The organism is Vibrio penaeicida, assembly GCF_019977755.1.
In the GTDB taxonomy this organism is placed as follows: domain Bacteria; phylum Pseudomonadota; class Gammaproteobacteria; order Enterobacterales; family Vibrionaceae; genus Vibrio; species Vibrio penaeicida.
In genome coordinates, this window is the sequence record NZ_AP025144.1 from 3,605,691 (window position 1) to 3,624,638 (window position 18,948).

Below are 18,948 nucleotides of genomic sequence, written 5' to 3' on the forward strand. Positions count from 1 at the left end.
AATCTCGCTCTCTCAAAATAAAAAAGTGATAAGAAGCTTGCCGCCAGTATTAAATACATTAGCGAAAACAAAATCACTGTAACCAAAAGTCGATTGGCGAGAGCTTGTCTATTCATCATCATTAATTGTTAAAATCACTTTTAATTTTGAATGTGTAGGTTTGTTCCGAACATATCCAAGCGCTGACTTATCTTTCAGTAATCGCTCTATCAATTCTTCTTCCGTTTTCATCACCAAAGGGGCACGAACTCGACCGGAAAATTTCAGTTTTGCCCAATGTGCGTTCACTTGGCTCAACGACAAATCACTGATCTCTTCATAGAACATTTCCCTTACATCTCCGCTACGTTCCAATATCGTGAGCCTACGATTTTTCATCCCTCTATTTCGACCAAGGTACAATCCCGAAATCTGCTCTTTGGTAACGCCTTCTAGGTCACTTTGAATGCCCACTACAATGTATATATCCGCAACCGAATAAGGGCTTATCAGCAACAAAATTAAAGTAATTAATCTCATTTGACCACCTAGAAGATAAAACTGGCTGAAAGTGAATATACCTGTACCCTAGTATCAGGTTTTGCGTGCAACAATTGTGTTGCCCAGAGTCCGTGCCCCGTATCTTCAATATGTACCAAATCAACTTGTGCCTTAAGGCTAACGTGCTCAGTAACATCCCAACGTGTACCAAAAGACCAAGTAGACTGGTCGATTAAAGTCGCATTGATTGATGTAATTGCTCCTTGCTGCAATTGCGCTATTTGTGGATCAGGTAAAATGCTCCAATCGTACTTAGCTTCTAATTTTTCAACTTCAGGGTTAAACCAAGAGTGACTCATAAAAGGTGTAATCGAATAGAACCGCCGACCAAGACTGATATATCCCCCCTGACCTTGAGGCAACAATGCATTATCGGCTTTTACCTTTACAAGCTCACTCAGCAAATGCCAACTTCCATCATTGTATTCAACCCCAATTTGACCATACCGAACCACGGCTCCAGAAAGATTCATTGTTTCGCTATAATAATTGGCTTCATCGCTAATAGATCCCAACCCCGAACTGCCAATTTTGTCTAAACCACCTTTTAAGTCATCTAGCTGTGGAGGAAGATCTGAATCAACCCGTAACTGCGCGTAAGAAGCACGTGCTCGCCACACGTCCCAATTCGCAACTAAGCTCAAGGAAAGCGCACTGTTGCTATAGAATCGGTTAGGTTCATAGCCCTCATGTAAATCGGTTGTCGCCTGTGTTGAACCGTATTGGAAAGCAGAAGAAAAACTGACATCGTCGACATAGAAACGATAGGTGAAATCGATTCCATCAATATTTTGCAAAGGGATCCAGCTGTATATTTCTTGAGGTAGTCTCACCCAGAGATGGCCGAAATCTACACGGCGGGTTTCTGCGAACCAAAATACGTTGTACCCCAATCGACCAACACGAATGTCGAAATCAGACGTTGGGCGATATGCTAAGAAGGCAAGCTCTAAGCCATCCAGCAACTCATCCCCCGCCCTCTCTGCGATAACATACTGAGCAGTCACATCCCATTCAAAATTGATGTTGTAGTTTATCTGAGCACCGATTTTGGAATCAGGTAGAAATGATCCATCACTATCGGGGTCGGCTTTTTGCGTAAGGTCACGCATATAGCCAAAGCTGTCGCTGGTGTCGTAGCTGTAGCCAACGTTACCAAATCCTGAAAAATCCCAGTCTTCAGCAAGAACCGAAGAAGAAAGCAATGCGAATAGTAAACTTATCCCTGTTAACCTCATACACCCATCTCATAGTATTAATTTTGGCTCAACTGCATGAGTCACCACTAATATGAGTGTAGAACAGTGATTGAGTTATCGCTCAAAGATTACGGTAGCAACCGCGTAATGACGTTCGTCAGAAATAGAAAGATGGATGTGGGTCACACCAGCGCTCGTTGCGTATGCTAGCGCTTGATTATGAAGAGAAAGTACAGGTTTTCCGTTGGCGTCATTAGAGACAACAAAATCATGAAAGGTCACTCCCTTCGCAATTCCTGTACCCAATGCTTTTGACGCCGCTTCTTTTGCGGCAAAACGCTTAGCGAGAAAGCGAGATTGCTGTTTCGTGGCATGAAACGTGACTAACTCAAGCTCTGTTAGAATGCGTTTCGCAAATGCTTCTCCAAGTTTAGATAAGGATTTTTCGAAGCGATCTATTTCCGCTATATCCGTTCCTAATCCAACGATGGCCATAAATTCTCCGCTTAAAAATTAATGCGAAATAACAAACAGCCACTGCTGAATACAGTGGCTGACGTTATGAATGGAAATTAACGACGAGCTTCAAGCATAACCGCTTTCATATCAGCAACTGCTTTATGCAAACCATCAAAGACCGCACGTCCCATGATGGAATGACCGATATTAAGTTCATACACTTCTGGTAATGCCGCAATAGGCGCAACGTTGTGGTACGTCAAGCCATGCCCTGCGTTGACTTTAATACCAATGCTGTCGGCATAGCTTGCACCAGCAGCGATCTTTTTCAGCTCGTTGGTTTGCTCGCATTCCGTCGTCGCATCGGCATAATGACCAGTGTGAAGCTCAATGTAAGGTGCACCACATGCTTTTGATGCATCAATTTGCTCACGATCAGCGTCAATGAATAAAGACACTTTAATGCCCGCTTCCGTCAATTTTTGCGTCGCGGCTTTTACTTTTTCCAGCTGGCCGACCACGTCTAAACCGCCTTCCGTTGTCAGCTCTTCGCGTTTTTCAGGCACTAGGCAAACGTATTCAGGTTTCGTTTGCAACGCAATTTCGACCATTTCATCTGTTACCGCCATTTCCAAATTCATTCTGGTTTGCAGCGTTTCACGTAGAATCCTAACATCACGATCTACAATATGACGGCGATCTTCACGAAGGTGAATGGTAATGCCATCGGCACCAGCACGTTCTGCAATTTCTGCTGCGTGCACTGGATCTGGATATTTGGTTCCACGTGCATTACGCAAAGTGGCGATATGATCAATGTTTACCCCGAGTAGAATTGAGCTCATTTTTCAATACTCCGTGCTCCGGGAAAGCCTGTTCTTGGGAGAAACAGTTCCCTACTTTTTAGTGGTTTGCCGCCAAGATAAGGCTTTAGTGCTACACGTGTAAAGCGTTTTGCTGCTTTAAGTTGTTCTTTGGTTGTAAAGCGCCGCTCACTAATTGCAATTAACTCATTTCCCATGAATGTCAGATTGTCTCGCCTCACACTGGCAATGAAACCTTTTTGCTCTCGATAACGGTAAGTCATTTCTGGCTCGACCATTTCCCCAGTTCCCGCGCAATGCATAAAATCTACGCCGTAGCCTAAGGATGACAGCAAAGCGAGCTCAAATCGCCGCAATGCTGGCTCGGGGTTATCGGCTTGCGCAAGTTCGGTCAAAGCGAGTAAATAGTCGTGGAATAATGCAGGGTAGGGCGTTTCGCTTTCCAATACTCGCCCAATCAACTCATTCACATACATCGCAGAATAGAGATGTATACCTGAAAGAGGAAGCCCAAGGCTGATAGGCTCGGCTTGGCGCAATGTTCGCATACTTCCTTTGCCCGACCACTTCATCAAAAGTGGCGTAAACGGCTGTAATGCACCTTTTAGGTTGGAACGTTTGCTTCTCGCGCCTTTTGCCATAACCGACATTCGACCATGCTCTTCACTGAACACATCCAAAATCAGGCTGGTTTCACTGTATGGTCGACGATGCAAAACAAAACACCGCTGTAACCCATCAGACATACACGACTCTCTTAAGTAACCTTGAACTGTATTAATTAACCTTGGACAAATATTGTGCGTTATATCAGCAAACATAAAGCTCGTATAGCAGGCACAAAAAAGGGAGTATTACACTCCCTTCTAACTTACACCAATTTCGCTCTAAAGGTCATCAATGTAACCGAGGCTTCGGAGAGCACGCTCATCATCAGCCCAACCAGATTTCACTTTCACCCACGTTTCTAGGTAAACCTTACGCTCAAAAAGCTCTTCCATATCAAGGCGGGCTTCTCGACCAATGGTTTTGATTTTCTCGCCACCTTTCCCGATTACCATTTTTTTCTGACCAGTGCGTTCAACTAAGATCAGCGCATTGATGTGGAAACCATCGGTTTCAGGGTTGTAATCAAATCGCTCGATCTCAACAGTTACCGAGTAAGGCAATTCTTCACCAGTGAAACGCATGAGTTTCTCACGGACAATTTCCGACGCCATAAAGCGTTGAGAGCGGTCGGTGACGTATTCTTCTGGGAAATGGTGTGTCGCTTTTGGCAAATGCTCTCGCACATGCTTACGCAGCACATCAATGTTTTTGTCGTGTTTCGCCGAAATAGGTACGACGTCCACAAAGTCCATTTTTTCCGACAAAGACTGCATATGAAGCATCACTTCGTTGCGATCTTTTACGTTATCAACTTTATTCACGCACAACACAACTGGGAAGTTTGACTTGCTGAGCTTGGTAAACACCATCTCATCATCATTCGTCCAGTGCGTACCATCAACCAAAAAGAATACCAGATTAACATCGCTCAACGAGCTGTTAGCTGCTCGGTTCATCAACCTGTTAATTGCACGTTTTTCTTCAATATGAAGCCCTGGCGTATCAACAAAAATGGCTTGATAGTCACCTTCCGTATCCACACCCATGATGCGATGGCGCGTCGTTTGCGGCTTACGAGAGGTAATAGAAATCTTCTGTCCCAACAATTGGTTGAGCAATGTTGATTTGCCCACATTTGGGCGACCAACAATCGCGATAAACCCGCAATGTTGGTTTTCAGCCGACGATTCCTGCTTCTCAGATTCGAAATACGCGTCCAAATCAAATTCTTTTTCATCAGACATTGGTGAGTAATCCTAATGCTAATTCAGCCGCTGCTTGCTCCGCTTTGCGTCGACTTGTACCTTTGCCGATAACAGGCTCATCCAGTCCTGCAATTTCACACGCCACCGTAAATTCTTGGTTGTGTGCTTCACCTTTAATTTTAGTCACAGAATACGCAGGGAGAGGTTTTCTTCTCCCCTGTAGGAATTCTTGCAACCGTGTTTTAGGATCTTTTTGCGAGACACCAGGCTGAATGGCGACCAACCTTGAGTGGTACCAGCTCAGAACAACCTTGCGAACCATCTCGAGATCACTGTCAAGGTAAACCGCGCCAATGATGGCTTCTACGGCATCTGCAAGAATGGAGTCTCGACGGAATCCGCCACTTTTCAGCTCACCTGGACCTAATTTTAAGTACTCTCCCAAGTCGAATTCACGACCTAGTTCAGCAAGGGTATTGCCACGAACTAATGTTGCACGCATGCGGCTCATATCACCTTCGTTCACTTTCGGGAAGCGGTGATACAAATCATCAGCAATGACAAAACTTAAAATTGAATCGCCCAGAAATTCAAGACGCTCATTATGTTTACCATTGGCGCTACGATGGGTCAGCGCCAAATGGATCAGCCCAGCATCATTAAATTGATAGCCGAGCTGTTTTTCTAATTTACTGATAGGAGTATTCATACTCTCTCTATTAATGTATGCCACCGATGCGGTTAAACCTCACACCAGTTGGAATCCAAGACGGCAAGGCGCTGTCTTGATCTCGTTCAAATTCAAAGCTAATCCAAATTCCGACCGCTTTGCCTACTAAATTGCCTTCAGGGACAAACCCCCAAAAACGGCTGTCAGCACTATTATCACGATTATCGCCCATAACAAAATACTGACCTTGTGGTACTACCCACTCACGAACACCTGGACGTGGCTGGTAAGCTCTCACGTCATCGCGAGTTAATGGATGTACCAAAATTTGGTGAGTTTCTTCACCCAATTTCTCATCAATCTGAATCATCGGAATACCGATTCGTTCATCTTGAAAAATACTTTCTGTCACATTAGAGGTTTCAATCGCATTACAACTGGCTTCCCCTTGACGCTGCACGCACAGTTCTTTCTTTTCACTGTAACGAACCACATCACCCGGCAGACCGACTACACGTTTGATGTAATCAATACCTGGATTAGGCGGGAATTTAAATACCACAATGTCACCGCGCTCAGGTTTACCTGTTTCAACCAATTGAGTGCGCCATACAGGATCTTTCAGTCCGTAAGCGTATTTTTCAACCAAAATGAAATCACCCACGAGTAACGTCGGCATCATTGAACCTGATGGGATTTGAAACGGTTCATAAATAAAAGAACGCAGAACCAAAACAAAGGCAATCACAGGGAAGATAGAGACACTGTTTTCTACCCACCAAGGTTGGGCAGCCACTTTCGCTTGTAAAGATGCATCAAGGCCTTCGTTAGTCTGACCTTCAATCGCACCCAGTTTTTCTTGACGCTTTTTTGCCAAGACCAGCTTTTCAAGCGCCCATACAATGCCTGTCACTAATGTAACCATCACAAGTATGAGTGAAAATGTATTTGCCATTTACTTCCCTTCGTATTCTCTAGTGAAAAAGAAGAAAGGGTATCCGATACCCTTTCTGCCTAAGTCTTTGTTTGAGTGTAAAAGTACGAAAAAGTTTAATCTTTTCCTACATGAAGAATGGCAAGGAATGCTTCTTGTGGAAGTTCCACGTTACCAATTTGCTTCATGCGTTTCTTACCTTCTTTCTGCTTCTTCAGAAGTTTCTTCTTACGGCTCACGTCACCACCGTAACATTTTGCGATAACGTTCTTACGAAGCTGCTTCACTGTTGATCGCGCGATGATATGGTTACCAATCGCTGCCTGAATAGCGATATCAAACATTTGACGAGGAATGAATTCTTTCATTTTCTCTACAAGCTGACGACCACGTGTCTGCGAATGAGCCTGATGCGTGATCATTGCCAATGCATCCACTTTGTCACCATTCAGAAGAACGTCAACACGTACCATGTTCGATGGTTCAAAGCGTTGGAAGTTGTAATCAAGTGAAGCATAACCACGAGAGGTTGATTTGAGACGGTCGAAGAAATCAAGTACCACTTCTGCCATCGGAATATCGTAAGTTACCGCGACTTGATTACCGTGGTAAACCATATCTACCTGAGTACCACGCTTTTCAACACACAGTGTAATCACGTTACCCAAGTAGTCTGCCGGAACCAAAATGTTACAGCGCGCGATTGGCTCACGAATTTCTTCGATATCATTGATCGCTGGCAACTTAGCCGGGCTATCAACATAAAGCATCGTTTTATCCGTCTTTTCGACTTCATAAACTACTGTCGGTGCGGTCGTGATCAGATCCAGATCGTATTCACGCTCTAAACGTTCCTGAATGATTTCCATGTGCAGCATGCCAAGGAAACCACAACGGAAGCCGAAACCTAATGCTGCGGAGTTTTCTGGTTCGTAGAACAAGGAAGCATCGTTTAGGCTCAGTTTTCCTAACGCATCACGGAAGTTTTCGTAGTCGTCTGACGATACTGGGAATAAGCCCGCGTAAACCTGAGGCTTAACTTTCTTAAAGCCAGGAAGTGCGACTTCAGAGCCATGCTTTGACAATGTTAGCGTATCACCTACAGGAGCGCCCAGAATGTCTTTAATGCCACAAACAACCCAACCTACTTCACCCGTTCTAAGAACATCCGTGTCGACTTGTTTTGGTGTAAAGATACCTAGACGATCTACACCCCAAATCTGCCCTGTGCTCATTACTTTGATTTTATCATTTTTCTTGAGCTCGCCGTTTTTAATACGAACCAAAGAAACGACACCAAGGTAGTTATCAAACCAAGAATCGATGATAAGAGCTTGCAGTGGCGCGTCTGGATCACCTTCTGGTGCAGGGATTGACGCGACAATGTTTTCTAGAACATCGTCAACACCAATACCCGTTTTGGCGCTACAGCGTGTCGCTTCCATAGCGTCAATGCCGACGATTTCTTCAATTTCTTCAGACACACGTTCTGGATCCGCTGCAGGAAGGTCAATCTTATTCAAGATTGGCACTACTTCCAAATCCATCTCTATGGCTGTGTAACAGTTTGCTAGGGTCTGAGCTTCTACGCCCTGCCCGGCATCGACTACCAATAGCGCACCTTCACAAGCGGCTAATGAACGGGAAACTTCGTAGGCAAAATCTACGTGTCCTGGAGTATCGATGAAATTAAGTTGGTAGGTTTCACCATCATTTGCGGTGTAGTTTAGCGTCACACTTTGAGATTTGATGGTGATGCCACGCTCTCGCTCTAAATCCATGGAATCAAGAACCTGAGCTTCCATCTCACGATCACTGAGTCCACCACAAACTTGGATTAAGCGGTCTGAAAGGGTCGACTTACCGTGGTCGATATGGGCGATTATCGAAAAATTACGAATGTGCTTCATAGGTTGGTGTGACTAAACTCTTACAAAAATGGATAGGAGAAATACCGTTCATTTGTTGGTATTTCGATCAAGTTGGCAGATTCTACCCAATTTCAGGGCTTGTCGCTATCAGGAAATGTAGCAATTCCTGTCAAAGGACTCCCTAGCACGCGAATTAGGGACACTTTATCCTCAGATTCTCGCTCTAGTTTCCCGGTCCAATACTTAGCGCAAAGGGTTCCTACCCATGCAAACAACACTGATGCTGCTATGACCGCCAGTTCACCAGAACCTAGCATTGGTTGAAGCCAGAAATGCCCCAAGAGTGCCCCTAAAAACAAAAATGCGATGGGAGACAAATAAATTAAAGCAGCCGACTGCAACAACTGCTTTTCTGGCAAACCGATCTCCACAACTTGCCCTGGAGTCAAAGATTGCTTTGACTCTAAATACCAAGCGTGTGCTTTATTGCCAAAGGCTTTTGATACGACACCAGTGCCGCAGCTTTTTTGAGATGAACAGCTAGAGCAACTGGTTTGTTGCTCACAGCTTAATTGGATTCGGAATCCAGACTTGGAAGGGTTACTTGCGACCACCGTCGCTAGTGCCGTCATCATAATGTGTTACTGGGTTTTGTTAGCCGTCATGGTGACTGATTGTGCCACACGTTTGGCCGTTGAGGGAGGAATATCACCGACGACCGAAACCTCTACGTTACCGCTTACAAAACTATGTAGAGTACGGCGACCTTGGCGAACCAGTTGCCCTTTCAAAGAAAGATCATCTTTTTCAGACACATAAACAGAAAAGCTAAAAAGACCATCGTTAAACATCTGGCTTTCAACCACTTTATTGGTCATCCCCATTCTGTATCGATTCATTGGGTTCGCTTTAAACCCATTGGGAACCCAGCCCACTTGCCAGAACGAACTTTTTGCTTCACTTTCAGGCAAAGAAATAGCGTCAGGTAATTGAGCTTCACCTAACCTTGAAAGCAGATCAAAAATCTTATCGTTTACTGCGTAGGAAATGGTGCGATATTGTTCTAAAACTTCGCCATCACGATCAACTAAATCGGCACGAAGAGGAAGGTGAGTGCGTTCATCGACCCAAAGAACATAAGAGTATCTTTGACCATCTTTCGGGACGATACGAATGACTTGGCAAGGCGTCCCAGCTTCACGCGCTCGACCCAGCTTGACAAAATCATAGTGATCTTCCAGTACCGTTACATTGGTATTGATCAATGGGATCAACGGCGCAACCATTTCTCCAGATTCGATTGAAAATGGATCCACTCCCGGTTCAAAGTAACTTATTTCGTTATCTCGTCGAATAACCTCACGAGAAGGACCACTAAGGTATACCAAGCGAGCAAATTGCTTATCATCTCGGCGACCATGTCGGTATAGGAGGGGCTCAATACTGTTTTTCTTTATTTGAATATAAGACAGCTCATAGCTCAATTGCTGGCTTGCTTCGTTCATTTGATGCAACAACGCCTCAGCAGAGATCTCCTCTGCAGAGGCGGCGTGTACATTCAAACTGAACAGTGCCAACACACTGATCAGGATTTTTTTCATTCTAGATCCGATTTAGTAGGGTGCGCGGCTTCTTTATCCATAACGGCACTATTTAGGCGCAATTGCATACTGTAATCTTGAAGCAAAGCGTTCACACGCTTACGTTGCTCCATCAACTGTGCTTCATTAGAGGAAGGCGTAATCGGCTCTTGTGCCAAGCTCACTGGCTCTGCACTACCAATTACTGGAATAGTTTGCAGTACTGGTAGTTCATTTTCTGACTGTACACCGCTTTGACCGTTGTATTGCTGCACACCGAGAATCACAACCAGTGAAACACAGGCAGCCATGGCAACTTGACCAAATTGAGTCATCCAACCTGGCATACTTACACGTGCAACCTCAGGAGTCGGCTGTGACTCAATAGCAGGGGTAACAACATGATCCGGTACGTGCATTGGAGAATGAGCCGGTTCCTTGTCTAACGCCAATGCAACACTGTTTGCAATATCCCAATCAGCGCGTTTTGGATCTTCCCCCCTCATTACATCACCAATTAAGTGATAGTTCTGCCAAGACTTCAGACCTTCTGCATCGTGCTCCAGTTCTGAAATCAGAGCCTGATCCACGCTTTCTCCATCCATGAGTGCTGAAAGTTGTTCTTTGTCAGCCATTATTTTCACCATTTAACTCATTGGTCTAACGCTGTAGAAGTGGTTGAATTTTCTTCTCAACCGCTTCACGAGCACGGAATATACGAGAACGAACCGTCCCGACAGGGCAATCCATAACCTCGGCTATCTCTTCATAGCTAAGACCATCCAATTCTCGTAATGTCATTGCTGTTTTTAAATCTTCTGGTAACGCTTCAATCGCTTCGAAAACAACCTGTTTCAATTCTTTGGACAGCGTAATGTTCTCTGGGTTCGATATTTCTTTTAATGCGCTACCGCTTTCGTAATACTCGGCCTCTTCTGCATCCAAATCGGTTGCGGGAGGTCTGCGCCCTTGGGCAACAATATGATTTTTAGCTGTATTAACGGCGATCCGGTATAACCAAGTATAAAACGCACTTTCTCCCCGAAAATTTGGGATGGCTCTATACGCCTTAATAAAAGCCTCTTGTGCAACGTCTGCAACATCACCAGAGTTGTTTATATATCGAGAAATCAAGTTGCAAACTTTGTTTTGATATTTGATAACCAAAAGATTGAATGCTTGTTTATCTCCTCGTTGGACACGCTCAATTAGTACTTGATCGGTTAACTGCTCGCTCATTCGAGCGTCCACTCCTATTGTTATTTGCCCCTACCTTCACAGGTATGAACATTAAGTTCTGTCAAATGTAGTATTGACACCACCGCCTACATGAGCACTATTGTGACTGATATAGTCAAAGAAAGTTCAATCCGACGAATTTTTTTTAACAAATTTGTCTGGCAATGTGATGTAACCTTCATTGTATTTGCTCAAACGGGTGCAGATAAAGATAATAAACACCACCAAGAAGATATGCGTTATGGGATTAGCCAAAAGCTAATTGCTTATAGAGTCAATTTGGGCAGGCTCTAAGATAACCTGGGATTTTTAAAGTTATATGAACGATAACCGAGAACATCAATGCGATGTATTAGTGGTTGGCAGTGGTGCGGCAGGATTGTCCCTCGCATTGCGAGTAGCGCCACATGGCAAAGTCATTGTGTTGAGTAAAGGACCTCGTAGTGAAGGGGCCACATACTATGCTCAGGGCGGTATTGCAGCTGTTTTTGACGAATCGGACAGCATTGAATCGCATGTTCAGGACACCCAAATCGCTGGTGGTGGAATATGCGAAGAAGATACCGTTAAGTTCATTGCCGAGAATGCAAAAGAAAGCGTTCAGTGGTTAATTGACGGTGGGGTTCCCTTTGATCGTGAAGAAAACGATTCAGACGAAAGCCCACGCTACCACCTAACTCGTGAAGGTGGTCATAGCCACCGACGTATTCTGCATGCGGCAGATGCAACAGGTATGGCAATGCAAACATCTCTTCAGGATAACGCGCACAGCCATCCAAACATTCATGTATTGGAACGCCACAATGCCTTGGATCTTATCACCGAAGACAAAATTGGCGGTGATAAGAAAAAAGTCATTGGTGCGTATATATGGAACAGGAATCAAGAGCACGTCGAAACCGTCAGAGCTAAGTTTGTTGTGCTGGCGACAGGCGGCGCTTCTAAAGTGTACCAATACACATCTAACCCTGATGTATCCTCAGGGGATGGAATTGCAATGGCATGGCGAGCAGGTTGTCGCGTTGCCAATTTAGAATTCAATCAGTTCCACCCCACGTGTCTTTTCCACCCTGAAGCTCGCAATTTCTTGCTAACTGAAGCTCTGCGAGGCGAAGGAGCATATTTAAGAAGACCAGACGGCTCGCGTTTCATGCAAGATTTTGATGAGCGAGAAGAACTCGCACCACGTGATGTCGTTGCACGTGCTATTGATTTTGAGATGAAGCGGCTGGGTGCAGATTGCATGTACCTAGACATTAGCCATAAAGACCCTGAATTTGTCACGAAACACTTTCCAACCATTGATATGCGCCTGAAAGACCTTGGCATCGACATGACTAAAGAGCCGATCCCCATAGTCCCAGCCGCCCACTACACTTGTGGTGGTGTCATGGTTGATCAACAAGGTGTCACGGACTTAAACCATCTTTATGCAATAGGCGAAGTAAGCTATACCGGCCTGCACGGCGCAAACCGAATGGCCTCTAATTCTCTTCTCGAATGTGTCGTGTATGCACGCTCTGCTGCGGATGACATCATTAGCAAAATTAGTGATGCTGAACTGGCGGGATCCTTACCTGAATGGGATGAAAGCCAAGTTCTTTGTTCAGATGAAGAAGTTGTGATTCAACATAACTGGCACGAGTTGCGTTTGTTTATGTGGGACTACATGGGAATTGTACGAACCGATAAGCGATTAGAGCGCGCATTGCGCCGCATCCAATTGCTGCAACAAGAAACTCATGAGTATTACAGTAATTTCCGTGTATCCAATAACCTTTTAGAGCTTCGTAACCTACTGCAAGTAGCAGAGCTCATGGTTCGTTGTGCTATGGAACGAAAAGAAAGCCGTGGTCTACATTACACATTGGATTATCCAGAATTGGCTGAAAATAGCGGACCGACTATTTTGATCCCCGAAAAGTTTTAGTTTTTACTATTTTTCGGTGGAATGAATATACCCAAGTGGCCTCAAGATGTAGGATTCAGAGCAGCATATTCTGGTCCAATTCAAGGAAAAGAACGCAGCGTAATGACAGGTCCTTTCCAAGTTCTTTGACGATGAAGTGGTACAGAATATGTGCTCCCAAGGGCGAGTTTAATAGGCTTTCATGCTGCGTTACCGACTCTTGATTTAGACTTCTAGATCTTCAAGCCGATGCCTTGCCTGAAAGCCTATTAATTCTCGCTGAACCAAGCATCTTGAGGTCACTTGGGTATACATTTAAAGAGCACTTGTTGAGTGCTCTTTTTTATTGCCTTTTTGCCAACGTAAATGGCGGAGTAACGCTCGATATTCTTTGTCAGAACAGGCATCTCGCCAGACCAATAGTCTCGATTTGTCATCAAAAACGAGTAACGTCACCAAAGCAGAACATTCTAACCAAGCGCGATCCAATGTCTTCTTTTCTTGATTGATTCTGAACTCACCACTCTCGCTCCATGCCAGTAAGATTTCAGAAGAAGGCTGTATGAATTTAGATAGCAAAGGAATTAGAATTGCTGTGAACACAAATAGCGTTAGGGCAATTGGAGCTGGAGAAGCAGCAAGTGCCCAACTAAGTGTTGCCAGAACAAAGAGCTGACATAGCCGGGCACTGAGGGATAATTTTAAATTAGCGAACTTTGCTGAGGTTGTATGCAACGACTTTGTCTATCATAGATGCATGACTCAAATTGTCACTCCTTCCGTGTCCCATAATCCAAGTAAATAAATCAGGATCATCACACTCAAGAAGAGAAACAAAATCTTTTTGTTCTTGTTCCGACAAGCTTTCAAATTGCTCTTCAAAAAATGGCATGATAACTACGTCAAGTTCTAACATCCCACGGCGACATGCCCATTTAATTCGGGCTTTTTCTTCGGCGGTGTACATTATTATTCCTTTGATGACTCCTTTGTGGGGGCAGTGTATCAATCTCACTACCCTACAGCTATTATGCGAGTCACAGAGTGTGATTTGCTCTCGTCATTTAGATTAACCAACGTCAACTTCCTCTCTGCTAATGAAAAGTATAGAAAGTAAAGTTGCTTCGTTGTGAACATCGAACGCCTTGAGGTTGCTTAGGTATAGCATTAACATACTGACATCAAACATCTCTTAAGGTTTAGAAACAATGGATTGGCTTGAAAACTTATCTTCCATCTCACTATCCACTCAGACTGAGTTACCAGAATTCGCTATTTGCCCTCTTCCTTCTTGGGGCACCATTACTTTCGTAGGCGAAGACAAAAAGTCGTACCTTCAAGGTCAAGTTACGTGTGATGTGGTTTCATTAGAACTTTCTGAGTCGACATACGGTGCTCATTGTGATGCAAAGGGAAAAATGTGGAGTATTTTTAACATGTTCCACCATAATGAAGGTTATGCCATGGTGCATCGTAAAAGTGCACTGACAACTGAACTCACCGAGATTAAAAAGTACGCAGTATTCTCTAAAGTCACCATCGAGGAAGGAGCTGACGTACTGGTTGGTATTAGCGGTAAGGATGCCGAAAGTTGGATTGACACGCTCAATGACGAACGCAGTAATGTACGTGATATAGACGGTGGTACTGCCGTTCGTATAAGTGATAAACGTTGGTTATTGGTGCTTGAGTCATCGATCGCGGAACGCTTATTTGAAGATCAACGCGATGCCGTGGTTCATGAGTCACTATGGGATAAATACGATATTGTGGAAGCGCTTCCTCGTGTTGATGAGAAAGAGCAATCACAACATATTCCACAGGCAATGAACCTCCAAGCCTTGGGAGGTATTAGTTTTACCAAAGGCTGCTATACCGGTCAGGAGATGGTTGCACGAGCGAAATACAGAGGAACGAATAAGCGAGCACTGTACCGTGTAGCTGGCAATATTCTTGAGGCGCTTCCAGAGCAGGCAGAAATAGAGCGTGCAGTAGGTGAAAATTGGCGTGGTGCTGGTCACCTAATCACGCAATTTGAATATCAAGACGGTGCCGCTGAAGGGCTGATTATTTTGCCCAACAACCTTGAAGAAGGGACACAACTTCGAGTGAAAGGGCAAGAAGGCACAACTTGGTCAATATTGCCTTTACCTTATTCCTTAGATGAAGACTAATCCGATAATACAAACTCGTATTACTCAATACTTAAGTGAGCAGCAAGTGCCCTTTCACTTGCTCCCTCACAAAACTCCAGCCATCAGTATTGAAGATGCAGCCCGCCAACGAGGGATTTCACCAAGCATGATGGTGAAATGCGTTCTACTCAAAGATATGGGGGGACGTTATGCACTTGCATGCGTCTCAGGCAATGATCAAGCCGACCCTAGAAAAGTACGCGCTGTATTGAGCTCTAGGCGAATCACTTGTGCATCCGCTCAGGAAGTTGAATCTGTGACTGGCTATTCAATTGGCTGTGTCGCCCCTATTTTGTTAGATACGACAATACCCATTATTTTTGATAAGAAGATCATTTCATTAGAGCATGTAACCATCAGCAGTGGGTCTAATATGGCAGGGGTTGAGCTTAATTTGGATGACCTTTTGAAGCTAGCCTCACCGACGATCAGTGAAATTTCGCGTCAAAACCCTATCCAAAACTAATAAATCCCTCTCAAATTTCATCCGCCAGGTGATCTTAATCACATTTAATAATTTTACCAAGTGAATTTTTATCTTATTTAAATGAATAAATAGTGATCCTGATAATTATAATGTAGTGTAAATGTTACTTGTTATTATGAGTTCCCCTTGCTCAATTGAGCTTAAAGCCCTCATTTAACAAGGAAAGTGAATCCGCTGAATTAATCAGTTAAATCCACTTTTTGTGTAATGCATCTGTGACTATTCGCCCGATATTTATATCGGGCTTTTTTTTCATGAAACTTTTTTATTTCTGACATGGTCTATTCTTATAAATATCATAAAAACATGACACCGTATTGCTGCATTATTTACAGGGGCTAGCGGCATAAAATGAGGAGAGCGTCACACCAATGAGACGTTTATATCACCAAAATGCCAAGGGCGGCACAAAACGCTGAAAACATAGTGTTAAGCTGTATTTAACCCCTGTTCAGTCACAATACTGACACACGAAATTTCGTATAATTCGTGGCGCAACACATAATAAGGATAAAAGTATGAGACTGTTTAAGCGCTATACACCAAGTATGATAGCTAAACACGTAAGTCGGTTGTTTAAAGGTAGGATTTATATTTATGGCGTGGGGAAATTTGAATTCGATAATGGCAAGTTAATTCTTCCTGAAAAAGCGGAGAAACGACATTTCAAAACCGTTAAAGAAATTAATCAAGAAATCATGCGGTTAAGATGTGCACATGCATAATTATTGAATGTGTAAAAAGAAATTTTTAAGGGTCGACTTGTCGACCCTTTTTCATACTTGTAGCTTTTTAATGATTCGCTTTTTACAACGTAATTTTCTTAGCGCTTCGCTTTGGTCGCGTCAGGTAAATTTCCTTTCAACCCCATAGCATGCTGTATCAACTCATTTTTGACCAACGGTACAGTATTACCTATTGTCAAACCAACGCCTCGAACCCATTTTTTGACAGGATGTTCACCAGAAAATAGTTCTTTAAAACCTTGCATGGCAGCAATCATTTTTGCTGCTTCCGCTTTTCTCCAGCGCTCAAATGGACGTAAATTGCGTCTTAGGCCGATATCCTCGCCACTTTGCCACAATCGCTCTATCTCTTGCGCCAAACTAGCAGCATCGAGCAAACCTAAGTTTACCCCTTGTCCCGCCAATGGATGGATGGTGTGAGCAGCATCTCCGACCAACGCAATTCGATCACGCACAAAATCACGCGCATAACGCATCTTAAGGGGATAGGCTTGCCGTTCTCCTTGCACTTCACACAATCCAAGCTGCCCATCAAAAGCGGTGGCTAGAGCTTTATTGAATTCGGCACTATCCAAGTCCATTAGCAGTTCAGCTTTCAACGGATCAATAGACCACACAATAGAGCAAAGATCTGATTCGCCTAAAGGCAAAAATGCCAGAGGTCCATCTGGTGTAAATATTTGCCGCGCCACACCGCCATGAGGTTCTGCCGTTTTGATGTTTGCGACAATAGCGGAATGACCATAATCCCAATGTGTTAATGGAATTTCGGATTTATTACGTAGCCAAGAGTTTGCACCATCAGCCCCTACCAACAACTTAGTCGTAAATGATTGACCAGATTCTAAAGTAACCCAAGCTTCCGTCTCTCCCATCACCACATCTTTACATCGTTCTGGTGCGAAAAGCGTGACATTATCTTGGCTCTTAACTTGCTCAAGTAAAGCTAACTGAATCACTCTATTTTCAACGATGTGCCCTAGATCTTTTTGATGGATTTCTGAAGCTGAAAACTCAATTTTCGCGAAACTGTCTTGCTCCCATACCGTCATTGCGTCATACACCGAAGACCGACGAGCTTCAATACCAGCCCATGCACCAACATTTTTGAGGATGTTTTCACTGGCCCGGCTTAATGCAGAGACACGAACATCTGGCAGTTCATTTAACTGCTCTTCAGGAAGCTTCCCTTCAACAACAGCAATTCTTAAATCACTGTCTTGGAGTAATGCTGCAACCGTTAGCCCTACCATTCCACCGCCAATGATGGCGATATCAAAACTTTGCATCATATTATCTTTCTACCATACCAAGTGTTCTCGCCAAAAAAGGGCTTTTCATCGAACCTAAAGCCTCAAACCCCATCAGTCCAATATTTCGACCTACTCTCATTGGAATAAAATCATTCGAAAAGAGATGAACCAGACCAGACGTCAGTTCAATCGTTCGTTTTCGATCTTGTTCTCTTCTCTTTCTATAAGCACTGAGAACGCTATAGTGACCGGGATCATCCATATTGACTAAGATTTGCTCTGCAAGGGTCGCTACGTCTCGAATACCTAAGTTGAATCCTTGTCCAGCGATGGGATGCAAAGTTTGCGCTGCGTTACCCACAGCAGCAAATCGATGCGATACGATGGGGTCACGGGAACGCAATAGCAAAGGGTAAGATGTACGCTCACCAACTTTTATGAATTGCCCCAAACGCCAGCCAAAGCATTGCTGTAATTTGGCAAGAAATTCCTCATTAGAAAGCTTGGCAACATTCTCAACTGTTTCAGGGGGTAAGCACCACACCAATGACATTCGATTGTCAGACATTGGCAGTAATGCAAGAGGTCCCGATTCAGTAAATCGTTCAAACGCACGTCCAAGGTGAGGTTGGGACAAACAGACATTCGCTATCAGTGCAACTTGCTCAAAGTCGTGTTCTTGCAGCGGTAAACCAATATTCTGGGCAGATGGCGATAACGCACCATCTGCCGCCACGAGCAGTTTCGCTTCAATTGAAGCCCCTGACGACAGGGTGACCGTCACCGCATTTTTATCTCTCGACACATTACTCACGGAATCAGGGCAGAGAAAATCAATGTTATCGGCTCTATCCAATAGCGACTGATAAACTCGCCCAACATCCGCGAGTTCAACAACATACCCAAGCGCGTTCAAACTCAGAGCTTGCTTAGTGATGTCGGCTAAACCGGCATGCCCTTTGTCGGATACGTTAATATGCTCGATGGGGGTCGTAAAAGGCTGAATTTGCTCCCAGAGCCCGACGTTTTCCAGTATCAACGAAGTGCCGTGGGAAAGCGCAATAGAGCGAGAATCAAAGCCAGGATGGAGAGTATGCTCGACTTGAAAAGGTTCAATAACAGCAATAGACAATGTACCCTTGCTCAGTCGATTCAATGCCAATGCTAGTGTCGCACCTGCCATTGCTCCACCAGCAATGACCACATCATATTGTGTCATGAGGCTTTC

21 protein-coding genes are annotated in these 18,948 nt (G+C 44.2%); 4 read left to right on the forward strand and 17 right to left on the reverse strand.

Annotation, left to right across the window (positions count from 1 at the left end; all coding sequences use genetic code 11):
• Positions 1-108: 108 nt before the first annotated feature.
• From LDO37_RS16175 to rpoE, 13 genes are all read right to left on the reverse strand, one after another.
• The gene (locus LDO37_RS16175; protein WP_126606197.1) at positions 109-519 is read right to left on the reverse strand and encodes a hypothetical protein; all 411 of its coding nucleotides are present in this window, start codon (positions 517-519) and stop codon (positions 109-111) included.
• An 8-nt stretch (positions 520-527) separates the two neighbouring features.
• Positions 528-1,778 (reverse strand): hypothetical protein, encoded by a 1,251-nt coding sequence (locus LDO37_RS16180; protein ID WP_126606198.1) that lies wholly within the window; start codon positions 1,776-1,778, stop codon positions 528-530.
• Between the two features lie 75 nt (positions 1,779-1,853).
• Entirely contained in the window at positions 1,854-2,234 is a 381-nt protein-coding gene (gene acpS, locus LDO37_RS16185; RefSeq protein ID WP_126606199.1) for a holo-ACP synthase, read from the reverse strand.
• 77 nt (positions 2,235-2,311) lie between these two features.
• Entirely contained in the window at positions 2,312-3,043 is a 732-nt protein-coding gene (pdxJ, locus tag LDO37_RS16190; RefSeq protein ID WP_101112524.1) for a pyridoxine 5'-phosphate synthase, read from the reverse strand.
• The gene (gene recO, locus LDO37_RS16195; RefSeq protein WP_126606200.1) at positions 3,040-3,768 is read right to left on the reverse strand and encodes a DNA repair protein RecO; all 729 of its coding nucleotides are present in this window, start codon (positions 3,766-3,768) and stop codon (positions 3,040-3,042) included. The genes pdxJ and recO overlap by 4 nt, the downstream gene beginning before the upstream one ends.
• A 141-nt stretch (positions 3,769-3,909) precedes the next feature.
• The gene (gene era / locus LDO37_RS16200) at positions 3,910-4,875 is read right to left on the reverse strand and encodes a GTPase Era (protein ID WP_126606201.1); all 966 of its coding nucleotides are present in this window, start codon (positions 4,873-4,875) and stop codon (positions 3,910-3,912) included.
• Positions 4,868-5,545, reverse strand: a complete 678-nt coding sequence (rnc, locus tag LDO37_RS16205; protein WP_101112527.1) for a ribonuclease III — start codon at positions 5,543-5,545, stop codon at positions 4,868-4,870. Before rnc ends, era begins: the two co-directional genes overlap by 8 nt.
• Before the next feature lie 10 nt (positions 5,546-5,555).
• Positions 5,556-6,461 (reverse strand): signal peptidase I, encoded by a 906-nt coding sequence (lepB, locus tag LDO37_RS16210; protein ID WP_126606202.1) that lies wholly within the window; start codon positions 6,459-6,461, stop codon positions 5,556-5,558.
• A gap of 95 nt (positions 6,462-6,556) precedes the next feature.
• Positions 6,557-8,350 carry a translation elongation factor 4 gene (gene lepA / locus LDO37_RS16215; RefSeq protein WP_126606203.1) on the reverse strand — a complete coding sequence of 598 codons (1,794 nt, stop codon included), beginning with the start codon at positions 8,348-8,350 and terminating at the stop codon, positions 6,557-6,559.
• A gap of 92 nt (positions 8,351-8,442) precedes the next feature.
• On the reverse strand, positions 8,443-8,946 hold the full coding sequence (locus tag LDO37_RS16220) for a SoxR reducing system RseC family protein (protein ID WP_101112530.1): 504 nt from the start codon (positions 8,944-8,946) through the stop codon (positions 8,443-8,445).
• Positions 8,947-8,952: 6 nt separating this feature from the next.
• Positions 8,953-9,912, reverse strand: coding sequence for a sigma-E factor regulatory protein RseB (rseB, locus tag LDO37_RS16225; RefSeq protein ID WP_101112531.1), 960 nt, complete (start codon positions 9,910-9,912; stop codon positions 8,953-8,955).
• Entirely contained in the window at positions 9,909-10,526 is a 618-nt protein-coding gene (locus tag LDO37_RS16230; RefSeq protein WP_101112532.1) for an RseA family anti-sigma factor, read from the reverse strand. The genes rseB and LDO37_RS16230 overlap by 4 nt, the downstream gene beginning before the upstream one ends.
• Before the next feature lie 25 nt (positions 10,527-10,551).
• Positions 10,552-11,130: an RNA polymerase sigma factor RpoE gene (gene rpoE, locus LDO37_RS16235; RefSeq protein WP_101112533.1), complete on the reverse strand. Its 579-nt coding sequence runs from the start codon at positions 11,128-11,130 to the stop codon at positions 10,552-10,554.
• A gap of 319 nt (positions 11,131-11,449) precedes the next feature.
• Here rpoE and nadB point away from each other — a divergent pair, with 319 nt between their 5' ends.
• The gene (nadB, locus tag LDO37_RS16240; protein WP_126606204.1) at positions 11,450-13,060 is read left to right on the forward strand and encodes an L-aspartate oxidase; all 1,611 of its coding nucleotides are present in this window, start codon (positions 11,450-11,452) and stop codon (positions 13,058-13,060) included.
• Between the two features lie 294 nt (positions 13,061-13,354).
• Here nadB and LDO37_RS16245 read toward each other — a convergent pair whose 3' ends face one another.
• Together LDO37_RS16245 and LDO37_RS16250 are read right to left on the reverse strand one after the other, a co-directional pair.
• Complete coding sequence (locus LDO37_RS16245) at positions 13,355-13,774, reverse strand: protein YgfX (protein ID WP_317982682.1); 420 nt, start codon at positions 13,772-13,774, stop codon at positions 13,355-13,357.
• Positions 13,746-14,006, reverse strand: coding sequence for an FAD assembly factor SdhE (locus tag LDO37_RS16250; protein ID WP_101112536.1), 261 nt, complete (start codon positions 14,004-14,006; stop codon positions 13,746-13,748). The genes LDO37_RS16245 and LDO37_RS16250 overlap by 29 nt, the downstream gene beginning before the upstream one ends.
• Positions 14,007-14,247: 241 nt before the next feature.
• Here LDO37_RS16250 and ygfZ point away from each other — a divergent pair, with 241 nt between their 5' ends.
• From ygfZ to LDO37_RS16265, 3 genes are all read left to right on the forward strand, one after another.
• The gene (gene ygfZ, locus LDO37_RS16255) at positions 14,248-15,213 is read left to right on the forward strand and encodes a tRNA-modifying protein YgfZ (RefSeq protein ID WP_126606206.1); all 966 of its coding nucleotides are present in this window, start codon (positions 14,248-14,250) and stop codon (positions 15,211-15,213) included.
• Entirely contained in the window at positions 15,203-15,700 is a 498-nt protein-coding gene (locus tag LDO37_RS16260; protein WP_126606207.1) for an aminoacyl-tRNA deacylase, read from the forward strand. Before ygfZ ends, LDO37_RS16260 begins: the two co-directional genes overlap by 11 nt.
• 539 nt (positions 15,701-16,239) lie before the next feature.
• Complete coding sequence (locus tag LDO37_RS16265) at positions 16,240-16,446, forward strand: DUF1107 domain-containing protein (RefSeq protein WP_126608898.1); 207 nt, start codon at positions 16,240-16,242, stop codon at positions 16,444-16,446.
• Positions 16,447-16,544: 98 nt separating this feature from the next.
• On the opposite strand, the gene LDO37_RS16270 is transcribed toward LDO37_RS16265, so the two are convergent.
• Positions 16,545-17,759 carry an FAD-dependent 2-octaprenylphenol hydroxylase gene (locus LDO37_RS16270; protein ID WP_126608897.1) on the reverse strand — a complete coding sequence of 405 codons (1,215 nt, stop codon included), beginning with the start codon at positions 17,757-17,759 and terminating at the stop codon, positions 16,545-16,547.
• A 1-nt stretch (position 17,760) separates the two neighbouring features.
• The gene (ubiH, locus tag LDO37_RS16275) at positions 17,761-18,939 is read right to left on the reverse strand and encodes a 2-octaprenyl-6-methoxyphenyl hydroxylase (protein ID WP_126608896.1); all 1,179 of its coding nucleotides are present in this window, start codon (positions 18,937-18,939) and stop codon (positions 17,761-17,763) included.
• Positions 18,940-18,948 lie beyond the last annotated feature (9 nt).

What these genes read in the sequence shown, in the direction of transcription:
- LDO37_RS16175 (WP_126606197.1), bottom strand. Translation starts at nt 519, where the DNA reads ATGAGATTAATTACTTTAATTTTGTTGCTGATAAGCCCTTATTCGGTT.
- LDO37_RS16180 (WP_126606198.1), bottom strand. Translation starts at nt 1,778, where the DNA reads ATGAGGTTAACAGGGATAAGTTTACTATTCGCATTGCTTTCTTCTTCG.
- acpS (WP_126606199.1), bottom strand. Translation starts at nt 2,234, where the DNA reads ATGGCCATCGTTGGATTAGGAACGGATATAGCGGAAATAGATCGCTTC.
- pdxJ (WP_101112524.1), bottom strand. Translation starts at nt 3,043, where the DNA reads ATGAGCTCAATTCTACTCGGGGTAAACATTGATCATATCGCCACTTTG.
- recO (WP_126606200.1), bottom strand. Translation starts at nt 3,768, where the DNA reads ATGTCTGATGGGTTACAGCGGTGTTTTGTTTTGCATCGTCGACCATAC.
- era (WP_126606201.1), bottom strand. Translation starts at nt 4,875, where the DNA reads ATGTCTGATGAAAAAGAATTTGATTTGGACGCGTATTTCGAATCTGAG.
- rnc (WP_101112527.1), bottom strand. Translation starts at nt 5,545, where the DNA reads ATGAATACTCCTATCAGTAAATTAGAAAAACAGCTCGGCTATCAATTT.
- lepB (WP_126606202.1), bottom strand. Translation starts at nt 6,461, where the DNA reads ATGGCAAATACATTTTCACTCATACTTGTGATGGTTACATTAGTGACA.
- lepA (WP_126606203.1), bottom strand. Translation starts at nt 8,350, where the DNA reads ATGAAGCACATTCGTAATTTTTCGATAATCGCCCATATCGACCACGGT.
- LDO37_RS16220 (WP_101112530.1), bottom strand. Translation starts at nt 8,946, where the DNA reads ATGATGACGGCACTAGCGACGGTGGTCGCAAGTAACCCTTCCAAGTCT.
- rseB (WP_101112531.1), bottom strand. Translation starts at nt 9,912, where the DNA reads ATGAAAAAAATCCTGATCAGTGTGTTGGCACTGTTCAGTTTGAATGTA.
- LDO37_RS16230 (WP_101112532.1), bottom strand. Translation starts at nt 10,526, where the DNA reads ATGGCTGACAAAGAACAACTTTCAGCACTCATGGATGGAGAAAGCGTG.
- rpoE (WP_101112533.1), bottom strand. Translation starts at nt 11,130, where the DNA reads ATGAGCGAGCAGTTAACCGATCAAGTACTAATTGAGCGTGTCCAACGA.
- nadB (WP_126606204.1), top strand. Translation starts at nt 11,450, where the DNA reads ATGAACGATAACCGAGAACATCAATGCGATGTATTAGTGGTTGGCAGT.
- LDO37_RS16250 (WP_101112536.1), bottom strand. Translation starts at nt 14,006, where the DNA reads ATGTACACCGCCGAAGAAAAAGCCCGAATTAAATGGGCATGTCGCCGT.
- ygfZ (WP_126606206.1), top strand. Translation starts at nt 14,248, where the DNA reads ATGGATTGGCTTGAAAACTTATCTTCCATCTCACTATCCACTCAGACT.
- LDO37_RS16260 (WP_126606207.1), top strand. Translation starts at nt 15,203, where the DNA reads ATGAAGACTAATCCGATAATACAAACTCGTATTACTCAATACTTAAGT.
- LDO37_RS16265 (WP_126608898.1), top strand. Translation starts at nt 16,240, where the DNA reads ATGAGACTGTTTAAGCGCTATACACCAAGTATGATAGCTAAACACGTA.
- LDO37_RS16270 (WP_126608897.1), bottom strand. Translation starts at nt 17,759, where the DNA reads ATGATGCAAAGTTTTGATATCGCCATCATTGGCGGTGGAATGGTAGGG.
- ubiH (WP_126608896.1), bottom strand. Translation starts at nt 18,939, where the DNA reads ATGACACAATATGATGTGGTCATTGCTGGTGGAGCAATGGCAGGTGCG.